The sequence below is a fragment of the Chryseobacterium vrystaatense genome, assembly GCF_000737765.1.
Taxonomy (GTDB): Bacteria; Bacteroidota; Bacteroidia; order Flavobacteriales; family Weeksellaceae; genus Chryseobacterium; species Chryseobacterium vrystaatense.
Map to the genome: position 1 here is coordinate 369,099 of NZ_JPRI01000012.1, position 12,216 is coordinate 381,314.

At 36.2% G+C, this 12,216-nt stretch carries 10 protein-coding genes; 2 read left to right on the plus strand and 8 right to left on the minus strand.

Features of this window, described 5'->3' with window-relative positions:
- Window positions 1–97 precede the first annotated feature (97 nt).
- The gene (locus IW16_RS23975) at window positions 98–1,141 is read right to left on the minus strand and encodes a M28 family metallopeptidase (protein WP_034750765.1); all 1,044 of its coding nucleotides are present in this window, start codon (window positions 1,139–1,141) and stop codon (window positions 98–100) included.
- Between the two features lie 88 nt (window positions 1,142–1,229).
- Here IW16_RS23975 and IW16_RS23980 point away from each other — a divergent pair, with 88 nt between their 5' ends.
- Entirely contained in the window at window positions 1,230–2,369 is a 1,140-nt protein-coding gene (locus IW16_RS23980; RefSeq protein ID WP_034750768.1) for an aminotransferase class I/II-fold pyridoxal phosphate-dependent enzyme, read from the plus strand.
- A 72-nt stretch (window positions 2,370–2,441) separates the two neighbouring features.
- Here IW16_RS23980 and IW16_RS23985 read toward each other — a convergent pair whose 3' ends face one another.
- The gene (locus IW16_RS23985; protein ID WP_034750771.1) at window positions 2,442–5,177 is read right to left on the minus strand and encodes a sodium-translocating pyrophosphatase; all 2,736 of its coding nucleotides are present in this window, start codon (window positions 5,175–5,177) and stop codon (window positions 2,442–2,444) included.
- Window positions 5,178–5,308: 131 nt separating this feature from the next.
- Between IW16_RS23985 and IW16_RS23990 the strand changes: the two genes are divergently transcribed.
- Window positions 5,309–7,036: an amidohydrolase gene (locus IW16_RS23990; RefSeq protein ID WP_034750774.1), complete on the plus strand. Its 1,728-nt coding sequence runs from the start codon at window positions 5,309–5,311 to the stop codon at window positions 7,034–7,036.
- Between the two features lie 117 nt (window positions 7,037–7,153).
- On the opposite strand, the gene IW16_RS23995 is transcribed toward IW16_RS23990, so the two are convergent.
- The 6 genes from IW16_RS23995 to radC all read right to left on the minus strand — a co-directional run bounded on the left by IW16_RS23995 (window position 7,154) and on the right by radC (window position 12,211).
- Window positions 7,154–7,765 carry an inorganic pyrophosphatase gene (locus tag IW16_RS23995; protein WP_034750777.1) on the minus strand — a complete coding sequence of 204 codons (612 nt, stop codon included), beginning with the start codon at window positions 7,763–7,765 and terminating at the stop codon, window positions 7,154–7,156.
- 17 nt (window positions 7,766–7,782) lie between these two features.
- Window positions 7,783–8,295, minus strand: coding sequence for a DUF7935 family protein (locus IW16_RS24000; protein ID WP_034750779.1), 513 nt, complete (start codon window positions 8,293–8,295; stop codon window positions 7,783–7,785).
- Window positions 8,296–8,319: 24 nt separating this feature from the next.
- The gene (locus IW16_RS24005) at window positions 8,320–9,486 is read right to left on the minus strand and encodes a hypothetical protein (RefSeq protein WP_131327979.1); all 1,167 of its coding nucleotides are present in this window, start codon (window positions 9,484–9,486) and stop codon (window positions 8,320–8,322) included.
- Between the two features lie 115 nt (window positions 9,487–9,601).
- Window positions 9,602–10,468: a phytanoyl-CoA dioxygenase family protein gene (locus IW16_RS24010; RefSeq protein ID WP_228376989.1), complete on the minus strand. Its 867-nt coding sequence runs from the start codon at window positions 10,466–10,468 to the stop codon at window positions 9,602–9,604.
- Window positions 10,469–10,625: 157 nt separating this feature from the next.
- Window positions 10,626–11,537: a hypothetical protein gene (locus IW16_RS24015; protein WP_051890704.1), complete on the minus strand. Its 912-nt coding sequence runs from the start codon at window positions 11,535–11,537 to the stop codon at window positions 10,626–10,628.
- Window positions 11,534–12,211, minus strand: coding sequence for a RadC family protein (radC, locus tag IW16_RS24020; RefSeq protein WP_034750790.1), 678 nt, complete (start codon window positions 12,209–12,211; stop codon window positions 11,534–11,536). Before radC ends, IW16_RS24015 begins: the two co-directional genes overlap by 4 nt.
- Window positions 12,212–12,216 lie beyond the last annotated feature (5 nt).

The window sequence follows — 12,216 nt, forward strand, 5'->3', positions numbered from 1 at the left end:
ACCAGATATAAAGCATCAAAAACATTTGATTTCCCAAGTCTTACCACTTGTTATTTAAAGTAATTTACTTGTATTTTTAATAATCCAACGCTATCTATTATTTCTTGTCTACCACAATTCTTTCCGCTCTGTTTGCAATTTCCCACGCTGTAGCAAAAACAAGCTGCGTTCTCTTTTCCAACAGGGGATAATCAATTTTTTCACGGTCATCCGTTGGCTTATGATAATCTTCATGAATACCATCAAAGAAAAAGGCTACCGGAACGTTATTCTTGGCAAAATTATAATGATCTGAACGGTAATAGAGCTGCTCCGGATCTGCGGGGTCGTCATATTTATAGTTGAGTTCCAAATTACTGGTCTTTTTATTGGCTGCTTCATTGATCACTTTCAGCTGAGAACTCAACATTTCCGAACCGATTACATAAACGTACTGTTTGCCTCTGTTTTCAGCGTCATCACGCCCAATCATATCAATATTCAGGTCTACTACCGTATTCGCAAGTGGAAATACAGGATTGTTTACATAGTATTCAGAGCCAAAAAGCCCGTGTTCCTCTCCTGTTACATGAAGGAAAAGAATGGATCTTTTAGGCCCATTTCCTGCTTTTTTAGCCTCCTGAAATGCTTTTGCGATCTGCATAACCGCTACGGTACCGCTTCCATCATCATCCGCGCCATTATACACCACCCCATTTTTCGTTCCCACATGATCATAATGTGCAGAAACTACCACAATTTCCTCAGGTTTTTCACTTCCTTCAATAAAAGCCAGTATATTTTCGGAATCAGGAAGATTTCCTCCTCCTCTTTTTTTCATAAATTCAGCGGGAACCTTCTGATAATATGATCCCAACGCCTTCGGAGGAGTAATTCCCAAGCTTTTATAATAATTAATCATATACTCACCAGCCTTCTTTTGTCCGGGGCTGCCCGTGTCTCGTCCTTCCATTTCATCGGAAGCAATTACATATAAGTTTTTCTTTAATTCATCAGCCTTAATCGTCTTATATGCAGACAGAAATGCTTTATCACTTTTTGTTGCAGAAGAGGACTGAGCTGAGACTCCTTCAGAAGTTTTCGCTGTTCCACAACTAACCATCAAAGTTAGCCCCAACAACGGGATAAGTATTTTTTTCATATGATAATAATTTGCTTAAAAATAACAAATTTTATTTAATCTTTAATGAATGTCTATTTTTCTTATATTTGATATAAATGCAATATAGATGGAAAATATTTACGGATTTACACATTATTCCTTTTTCACGGAAATGTCTGCACTCGCCATAAAACATAATAGCTTTGATCTGTCTTTAGGACTCCCCGACTTTGATATCGACAACCGTCTGAAATTATTTTTAAAAGAAGCTGCCGATCTTCAATGCCATCAATATGAGCCCCTTGCAGGAAATCCCTTGCTGATCAAAAATATAATTACCTACAACGCAGCAAGAATAAACAGCATTAAACTTAAGGAAAATGAGGTCACGATCGTACCATGTGCAACCTTTGCTTTATATACTGCCCTCAAATCTATTTTAAATCAAGGAGATGAAGTCATCGTTATTCAGCCCTCTTATTATACTTACGGGCCTTCTATTATTTTAAATGGTGGCATTCCTGTTTATTATGATCTCGATAATGATTTTGCTGTAAACTGGGAAATATTTCAAAAATGCATTTCTGAGAAAACAAAAGCCATTATTGTTAATTCACCACAAAACCCTACCGGAACCATTTGGAAAAAAAATGACTGGTCGCAGTTATATGACCTGATAAAAAATCAGGAAATTTATCTTATTTCGGAGGAAATCTATGATACCTATTGTTACGATGGTCTTGATCATTACAGCTCTTTTCTTCATCCTGAACTCAAAAACAGAACGTTCTGTATTTTTTCATTTGGAAAAATGTTTCATACTTCCGGCTGGAAAGTAAGCTACCTGCTGGCCCCTGAATCTCTTACCGCAAAATTCAGATGTCATCAACAGTATATTTCTTACAGCGCCAACACTCCTGCTCAATACGCTATCGCTAAATATTTAGAAGTGTTTGATTCTTCAGAAAACCGACATATAATGCAGGGGAAAAGGGATCTGTTTAATGAAATGATTGCCTACACCCCCTTAGAAGCAACTAAAAAAGCAGAAGGAAGCGTCTTTCAGGTTGTCAATTTCAGGAGTATCTCCAAGAAAATGACCGATGTAGAGTTTTCAAAATGGCTGACAATAGAAAAAAAAACAGCGTGCCTGCCACTTTCTGCATTTTATAATTCACGCCAAAACTCTGACTATATCCGTTTTAGTTTTGCAAAAAAAGATGAATTGATTATTCAGGCTCTTGAATATCTGCAAAAAAATCTATAGCAATAGCATTTCCCTCTATCTATAAAAAAAGCACCGCCTGAGGCAGTGCTTTATCTATTTAAATAATTGATTTTAGAGACTTAAAACTCTTACATCAATTCTTCTGTTTTTTGCCTTACATTCATCGCTATCATTTGCTTCACAAATCGGATGCTGAGATCCATAGCCTTCAGCTTCTACCCTGTCTGAAGAAATTCCCAGTTCCAATAGCTTCAATTTTGCAGTCTGAGCTCTTAGATTTGATAACTTCTGATTGCTTTCTTCATTACCGGTGTTATCTGTGTAGCCTCCTAATTTTATTTTCAGGTCAGGATAGGCATTTAGAATTTCGGCAAGATTATTCAACTGTAATTCTGATCCGGCTTTAAGATCACTTGACCCTGTTTCAAAATAAAGATTTTCTAATGTATACCAGTTATTGGGATCTATTACGGTCTGATCTTTTTGTTTTATCGCATTATGCAACTGGAATAATCTGCTTCCTTCTCCTAATGTGATGGTCTTTCCTCCTTTCAGTTTTATTTCCTGGATAGCTCCGGTCTCATATACAAAGTCTCCGCTTTCGTTAAGGTGTCCTTTGATCTCTTTTGGAGAAACGGAAACCGTTTGGATTCCTGCATGCGCTGTAGGTGAACTGGCGTTGTAAGCTCTTGTCAGACTTTCCAGTTTAGCTTTTCTATTGGCTTCAATCTTATCTTTATGAATCACTGCCAATGTTGGTGCAATAACTAATGAAACAATTGACATCAGCTTAATAAGGATATTCATTGATGGCCCTGAAGTATCTTTAAATGGATCTCCCACGGTATCTCCTGTTACCGAAGCTTTATGGGGTTCTGATCCTTTATAATAAGTCTGACCATTGATATCAACGCCTTTTTCAAATGACTTTTTAGCATTATCCCATGCCCCTCCTGCATTATTCTGGAACATTCCCATCAGAACCCCACATACAGTAGCTCCTGCTAAAAATCCTCCTAAAACTTCTGGTCCGAAAATAAATCCTATCAAAATGGGAGAAATAATAGTAATAGCTCCTGGAAGCATCATTTTTCTGATAGATGCATCGGTAGATATCGCAACGCATTTTTCATATTCAGGTTGTGCTTTTCCTTCTAAGATCCCAGGAATTTCACGAAACTGTCTTCTTACCTCTTCTACCATAGCCATGGCTGCCTGTCCTACTGCAGTAATGGCAAGGGAAGAGAATATAAACGGTATCATTCCCCCAACAAACAATCCTGCCAGAACATCGGCTCTGTAAATGTCAATTCCGTCAATACCTGCAATTCCAACAAAGGCTGCAAATAAAGCAAGTGCAGTCAATGCTGCAGAAGCTATAGCAAATCCTTTTCCGCTGGCTGCTGTAGTGTTTCCTACTGCATCCAGAATATCTGTTTTTTCACGGACCTCTTTTGGAAGTTCACTCATCTCGGCAATTCCTCCCGCATTATCTGCAATCGGACCAAAAGCATCTATGGCCAGCTGCATGGCGGTAGTTGCCATCATTCCCGCAGCAGCAATTGCTACCCCGTAAAGCCCTGCACATAAATACGATCCATATATACCTCCTGCCAAGACAAGGATTGGAAGCAGTGTAGATTCCATCCCTACTGCCAAACCGCCTATAATATTCGTTGCATGGCCTGTAGAAGACTGTCTTACAATACTGGCAACAGGTCTTTTACCCATAGCCGTGTAATATTCTGTAATAATACTCATTAAAGTACCCACCACAAGTCCTACCATTATAGCTCCGAAAACGCCCATTTTCGTAAACTCATGTTCCCTAAGAGTCATTTTTTCAGGAAGAAGATAATTTACCAGAAAGTAAGAGGATATAGCTGTAATCACAATGCTTCCCCAGTTCCCCAGATTCAAAGCATTCTGTACACTGGAAGTAGACAAACCGTCATTTTCATTGATTCTCACAAATAGAGTTCCTATCATTGAGAAAATAATTCCTGTTCCGGCTATAAGCATTGGAAGAAGAATTGGAGCAAATCCTCCGAAAGCATCGTCAGACATTGTTTCTCTTCCCAAAACCATTGTTGCCAGTACCGTTGCTACATACGAACCAAATAAATCGGCTCCCATACCTGCTACATCTCCAACATTGTCTCCAACATTATCAGCAATTGTAGCTGGGTTCCTTGGATCATCTTCGGGAATACCTGCTTCTACTTTTCCCACAAGGTCAGCTCCCACGTCTGCTGCCTTTGTATAAATACCACCCCCCACGCGGGCAAAAAGCGCAATCGATTCTGCACCGAGAGAAAATCCGGTAAGAATTTCAATGGTTTTTTCCATTTCATGGGAATCTACCGTGGCATCGGGAGCAAAAATCTGTTTAATAATCAGAAAAAGAGCACCTAAACCAAGTACAGCCAGTCCAGCAACTCCCATTCCCATAACAGATCCTCCGGTAAAAGAAACCTTTAGCGCTTTGGAGAGTGAGGTTCTTGCGGCTTCTGCAGTTCTTACATTAGCTTTAGTAGCGATCTTCATTCCTATAAACCCTGCGAGAGCCGAAAACACAGCTCCAACGGCAAAAGCGAGACCAATACTCCAGTGAGAATTGGAATTACTGGATCCCATCACCGCAAGAAGTATAGATACTACAACAACGAAATAAGTTAAAATCTTGTACTCAGCCTTTAGAAAGGCCATAGCACCGTCAGCGATATGTCCGCTGATTATTTTCATTTTCTCATTTCCGGCATTCTGCTTACTTACCCAGTTACTCTGCAGAAAAGTATACAATAAGGCGACAACGCCAAAAACCGGAATTAAATAGAACAAATCCATAGTTTATTATTTTTATATTAATAAATAGTAATTAGTTTTATAAATATAACAAAAATTCCAGTGTTTTATTAAACCTTGTCTTACAATATATTTTTCCTTAAATTTATTGAACACCATAAAACGAAATATCCATGAAAGCATTAATTCAATTAATCTTTTCAGCATCTCTTATTGTTATCAGTTGTAAAAGCATCCCTGAAAAAGAAAAGGCAGACGTCTTTTATTTTGGAGGAACAATTTTAACGATGGAAGAGGCTACGCCCCAAGTGGAAGCTGTAGCATTAAAAAATGGTAAAATACTTTTTGCAGGAACCCAATCAGAAGCGAATCATTATACAGATGATAAAACAAAAATCATTAATCTGGAGGGGAAAGTTTTACTCCCCGGTTTTATAGATGTTCATGGCCATCTTACCTCAAGAGCAGGAATGATGCAGGCTATTGATTTGTTTCCTGAACCCTATGGAACCGTTAATTCTATCGAAGACCTTCAAAATACCATTAAAAAATATATTATAGAAAATTCTGTTTCAAAAAGCCAGCCTATTATAGGTAATGGATATGATGATGCGATTATGACAGAACACCGGCATCCAACGAAAGACGAATTGGATGCCATAAGCAAAACCAATCCTATTATTGTCATCCATACTTCCGGGCATGCAAGTGTAGCCAATACAGCGATGCTTAAACTTCTTGGAATATCTGAATCTTCAAAAGATCCTGAAGGTGGACATTACGGAAGAAATAAAAAAGATGGTAAACTGAATGGTAAACTGGAGGAAAATGCAAGTTTTATGGCGCTCTTATCTCTTACAGAAAAGATGAGTAAGGAAACAGGAAACTCACAGGATCTAGCCATTCAGAACCTTATGAAAGCTCAGGATGAATGGCTTAGCTACGGCCAGACCACCACCTGTGACGGAAGAACAATGGGAGAAAGTGTAAATCTTCTGGAAAAAGCTGCTGCTGAACATCTTTTTAAAGCAGACGTTATTTATTTTCCTGATTATGAATACTTCAAAAAAGATCTGAATACTTTTAAACCTAAGTACATGAAGTACAGCAATCATTTAAAACTTGGAGGCTTTAAATTTTCAGACGACGGCTCTCCACAGGGCAAAACAGCCTGGCTTACCCAGCCATATCTTATACCTCCTGAAGGTCAGTCTTCTGATTACAAAGGCTTTCCCATATTCTCTGACCAGGTTTTATATGATGATCTGAAAAATTTGTTTCAGAATAATATTACAGCACAACTTCATGTAAACGGAGATGCAGCGATTGACCAGGCGTTGAGAGTAATTGGAAAACTAAAGGAAGAAAATATCTACAAGCCGGAACTAAGGGCTGCACTTATTCATGTTCAGAACAGCCGCCCTGATCATATTCAAAAAATTAAAGACATCGGTCTGATTCCCTCTTACTTTTCTACTCATGTTTATTTGTGGGGTGATTGGCACTATTCAAGTGTTTTCGGGCCGGTAAGAGCTTCATTCATTAGCCCTGCGAATTCTGCTTTGCGGGCAGGAATTATCTTTACCATGCATCACGATGCACCTGTCACACCTCCTGATTTAATTACAGCAGTATATTCCTCAGTCAACAGAAAGACCCGATCCGGACGAATCTTGGGACCTGATGAAAGAATCACACCACTTCAGGCACTAAAAGCAATTACCATCAATGCCGCTTATCAAATTCACGAAGAAACTACAAAAGGTTCTATTAAGGCAGGAAAATTAGCTGATCTGGTTATCCTTGATCAAAATCCCCTGACCATTAATCCTGAGAAAATAAGGAATATTAAAGTATTGGAAACGATAAAAGAAGGAGTGCCTGTTTATAAAAGAAAATAAAATTTTATACTTTTATGACTGACGGTGATGCTAATACCCTCAATATTTTATTAATTGACAAATGAAAAGGCAGATGAAAATTCATCTGCCCTTATTATAATTTTGGAATGCGATTTCTTAGCCTCCGAATTTTTCTGCATAATCTTTTTGAGAAGCCTTGATCACTTTTCTAGCGTGTTCAGCTCCATAAACCTCATGAATTCTGCACTTAGCAGGCTCATCTGGTAAATTCTTATAGGTTAAGAAATAGTGCATCAATCTCTTAACTTCTGCTTCAGGAAGTTCTGAAATATCTCTGAAATGTCCAAAAGCGTGGTCACCGATCATTACGGCAACGATTTTATCATCAGCTTCACCTCCATCGATCATTTTAAATCCACCGATTGGAATAGCTTCCATTAATAATCCTCCAGAGTGGATATTGTGAGAGCTTAATACACAAATATCAAGCGGGTCATGGTCTCCTTCCGTCACATCATCAGCTCCGGCTTCGATAGCCAGTTTCATTACTTCATTATGGCAATATGTTCTTGGAACGAACCCATATAAAGCGGGAATAATATTAGAAAATTTCTGAGGTCTGTCTACCTTTAAAAATCCTGTTTCTTTATCTACTTCATATTTAATTGTATCTGAAGGAACGATTTCCACGAATACATTGACAACATTTGGCGCATCTTCTCCTGCAGAAACCCCGTGCCATGGATGTGCTTTAAAATTTGGAATCATTATTTATCTGTTATTTTTTAAGTTATAATTAAAATTTCTCTTCTAAGATCTTCTATAGTGGCTGCAATATAATCATCGCCTTCCATATAGTTCATGATAAAAATAGTTTTGAATTCTTCAAGATCTGCATTTCCGTTTAGTCCATCATAGGTCTTGTGAAGTAAATCGATCAAAGCATTTTTAGAATCTACAATATTCTTCCATGATCCTTTTGTAATATAAAGCTGTTGTGAAGAATTATATTCAAACTCATCATTGATGGTCTTTTCACTCAGAAAGATAAATTCGTGTACCGCCAGATCTTTATCAAATTTCTGAATGATGTTTGATGGTTTTATTCTTTCTAAAAAAAGAGTCATCCTTTCATACGAATGTGCTTTGTTTTCCGAATTTGATTTTACAGAAAGCAGTTTGATTTCCTGATTTTTAAGGGTAATGTACGAATGTACAAATTGTCTCAGCAAAACCAGAAAAGGAATTGCGATAATCAATGCAAAAGCATACGGTAAATATCCTGAAAAACTACCCATAATTTTAGACCGCAAAATTACTAATTATTTTCCGGCTTCTAAAGAGTTTTTGAATATATCGGTCTTAGAATTTTGAATATAAATCAGGGAAAGGATGATGAGGAGATAAAAACCGATCATCATTCTGTTGGCCAAACTCGGAAAAATCAAAAATCTAAGGAAAACAGAAACATAAATAGTTGCAAAGAACAAAGACTGCAACCAGCTTCTCCTGCTATTCACCGAAAATTTATTAGCCAGAATGATCACAATAAATAACAATAAAATTGGAAAATACGAGCCATTAAAATCCAGCATTATTACTTTCTTAACATAATTCAGATAATCCGGAAAGTAAAACGGATCCGGATCTGATATGGGATAAATCTGAACTTTTGTAAACTGATTCATCACTAAAGTAGACCAAGAAATCTGGTTAAAATACTGAATCAAAAAGAAAGAAAGAAAAATATATCCATAAGACATCAATAGTTTCGAGCGACTAAGCTGAAGGCTGTTTCTGTAAAAATAAATTAAAATATAAAGAAATGAATACAGAATAAAATATTCGGGTCTTGTCAAAATACAGAGCATTGCAAAAACCGTAGCCCAAAGATGATTTTTTTTCACCACAAAAATATAAAAACTCACCAACAGCAACAAACACGACAAACTGTCTGCTGAAGCATGTCTACTGGCCTCCAGAAGCGGTTTGAATAAAGAAATTAAAACTGTTAAGATGAAAGCCAACGGATAATTCTTTAAAATCTGAATCAGAAAGCTGAATATTAAAACCAAAATGGCAACAAAAGAAAAGATAGAAGTTAAAGATACAGCGACTGGAGCTTTGAAGCCCAATTTAAAAAACATCCAGTTGACAAAATTATAAAAAGGCTTTACTGAAAAAAGCTGCAGTTCCTCTTCATAGGCTTTAGGATTTTCTGACAAAATCTTATAATACGTGTTCTCTCCAACTGCAATTTCCTCATCCTGAGGCGTAATTCCAAAAATCTTCGGATTGGTTCCTTTGAGTTCTGTATATACTTTTTTATGAACATCCTCTATTTTCATCTCAGGATATTCTGCTTTGTAAATAAGCCCAACATAGGCTTCTATATCAACATTGTAGTACTGATGAGTATACAGATAGTATGACATCACACATAGGTAGACTGAAAATATAAAAATAAGAATCCTCTTAGTTTTCTCCATTTGCATTATGTTTATGCCATAAGAATGCAAAAGTAAAAAAACTATTCTTCCAACTGTTATTATTCAACTGTTTTATTCCTTACAATATTGTATACTATTTGAAAAATCCATTTGGTTAAAGTACAAAAAGCGCAGGTCTCTGGGTAACCTCATGATAACACACACTATTTTCATCAAAAAAATGATACACAAGGCTTTTTCTGGTTCTGTTCTTATCAGTATGAGGTTCGCCGCCATGAAGGATGTTGGCATGCCATATCAGCATATCTCCTTTTTTAGCTTTAAAAATTTCTTTTTTCAGACCTAATTCCTTGACCTTATCTTCTAAAAATTCTTCATAAGCTCTGTAGCTTTTTTTACCGATTCGAATAGCATCTCCTTCATTATCATAATCAGAATTAAGAAAATATGGAAGCTTATGGCTTTTCGGAATGTAATGTAATGCTCCATTCGTTTCATCTACATCTTCTAATGCAATCCAGACACCCAATAACCCTCCCAAAGGATAAGTTGTCATATGAATACTGTCGGAATGAGTTTTCTGCTGGCTTCCGTTGATAAAGTTGATACTCTGAAATAGCTTGGCCTTTCCATCCAAAAGTACGGAAAGAAAATTCAATAATTTTTTATCATTTCCTATATTTCTGATAATCTCAGAATGATGAATAGCAAACATTAATTTCCCTCCATAAATAAACTTAAGAGTTCCGTCCTCCATCAGCTTTTCTATTTCGCTGTTGATTTTGTCGGCATCATCTGCTGTGATAAAGTTCCTGACTGTCATATACCCATTTTCCTCGTACTTCAGGGCACTTTCTTTATTTTCAGCAGATAACTGTTGATAGAATTCAGTATTGGTAATTCTGTCCTTGCCAATTTGTCTTTCGGAAGCCGGAAGATGTGCAAAATCAGCACTGGAAATACTAGAGAAGTAATTTTTGCTTATGCCGAATTTTTTATACAAAGGTATATTATGATGCAATTTTTTTTTATTAAAAAAATTATAAATAATATAAGGTAGTTTATATTGACGGATTTGCTTTAGCATAGCTGGATGGTTAGTAATAATACTTTATAAAGGTAAGGAATAATATTAAATTAAAATGATTCTAAATAACAAATTCTACATGATAATTATTCTAAAAAAGCTTTCCTTTCATGAGAAATGGCAGAAAATTTTTGATCAGTGTCTTTTTTGAACTTTCGATCGTTGCATAGGGCTTCAATTCTGGTCTGAAGCCTCTGAAGAACTCTTCGATACCAGGAAGATTTCCTCCTTCAAAGTCAAAAATATGATTTCCAATATTTTCTTTGATGACATGATCTATAAGTACAGATGCGCCAGACATTTTAATATATTCTTTATTATTGAAATTTCCTAAAAGAGCAATTGTATCATAGTCCGAATAGGTAGCAATCACGTTGGTCATTTCCTGATGGTAATAAAAAGCTAAAAATTTTAAACGCTTTAATGAATAAAATATTTCAAAAGTATTTAGTAAAGCCACTGCATCATTTTCTTTATCCAGTCCTACTACATGATTTTCTATAAATTTTTTAGCTTCCACATAACTCACCTCTCTGATTTCAGAATTATCACTGATCTCATCATCGAGCCTAAGCTTCCTTTTTCTTTTTGGAGAATATTTCGCAAAAACATTAGCATAATCATCAGGATACAAAATAAAATTCTTTTTTGAATTGAGTTTTGTATAAAATTTATTCGTTTCATTAAAATAATAAACTCTGATCAGATAATTTTCACACAGAAAATGGAGAAATTTTTCATTAATATTTTGATCGTCTTTAGGTGAAAATACACCAAGTTGCTGACATATCAAAGGATTATGAACGATTTTAACCCCGTTTTTGTATATAAAAGGAACAGGCATGACTGCCTCATAATCATGATACACCAAAACATCCCAAAGTTTATTGGCAGTAACATCTAAAAATATTTTTGATGCTGAATATTTCCTTTGCGCCGAGTTTTCCACACAGGCACCATATTTTTCGAAATTGATTTCGCTATATTTCACTCTTCTAATCATAATAATCCTTCATCTGAGAAACTTAAATAGGCATCTTCAGTAACAATAATATGGTCTAAAAGCTGGATACTTAATAATGCTCCCGCTTCTTTTATTTTTTGGGTTATACAGATATCTTCTTTGCTTGCTTTCAGACTTCCTGAGGGATGATTGTGTGCAATAATGATTCCTGTTGAAAAGTAATCTAAAGCCGTTTTAAATAAAATTCTGACATCAACAACGGATTGGCTTATTCCGCCCTGCGTCAATTGTGATATATGAATGACTTTATTACTCTGGTTTAAAAACAAAGCCCAAAATTCTTCTGTTCTTAAATCTGATAATTGGTTTTTAAGGATAAAATAAGCATCCTTACTATTGGAGATTATTGGCTTCTCGGGGATTTCCTGAACTGCCCTCCTCTTCCCTATCTCTAAAGCAGCAATAATAGACACAGCTTTTACAGCACCCACTCCTTTGAATTTCATCAGATCTTTATTGGAAAGAAGACTTAACTGGTGCCAGCTATTGTCTACCGATGTCATGATTTTTCTTGCTAGTTCCAATGCACTCTCATCCCGACTTCCACTTCCCATAATAATAGCCAGAAGTTCGGAATCAGAAAGTGAATTCTTGCCTTTCAGTAAAAATTTTTCTCTGGGTCTGTCGTCTTCTGCAAGGTATTTTATGGTCATTTGTG

Coding starts and splice junctions, on each gene's coding strand:
- IW16_RS23975 (WP_034750765.1), bottom strand. CDS start 1,141: ATGAAAAAAATACTTATCCCGTTGTTGGGGCTAACTTTGATGGTTAGT.
- IW16_RS23980 (WP_034750768.1), top strand. CDS start 1,230: ATGGAAAATATTTACGGATTTACACATTATTCCTTTTTCACGGAAATG.
- IW16_RS23985 (WP_034750771.1), bottom strand. CDS start 5,177: ATGGATTTGTTCTATTTAATTCCGGTTTTTGGCGTTGTCGCCTTATTG.
- IW16_RS23990 (WP_034750774.1), top strand. CDS start 5,309: ATGAAAGCATTAATTCAATTAATCTTTTCAGCATCTCTTATTGTTATC.
- IW16_RS23995 (WP_034750777.1), bottom strand. CDS start 7,765: ATGATTCCAAATTTTAAAGCACATCCATGGCACGGGGTTTCTGCAGGA.
- IW16_RS24000 (WP_034750779.1), bottom strand. CDS start 8,295: ATGGGTAGTTTTTCAGGATATTTACCGTATGCTTTTGCATTGATTATC.
- IW16_RS24005 (WP_131327979.1), bottom strand. CDS start 9,486: ATGGAGAAAACTAAGAGGATTCTTATTTTTATATTTTCAGTCTACCTA.
- IW16_RS24015 (WP_051890704.1), bottom strand. CDS start 11,537: ATGATTAGAAGAGTGAAATATAGCGAAATCAATTTCGAAAAATATGGT.
- radC (WP_034750790.1), bottom strand. CDS start 12,211: ATGACCATAAAATACCTTGCAGAAGACGACAGACCCAGAGAAAAATTT.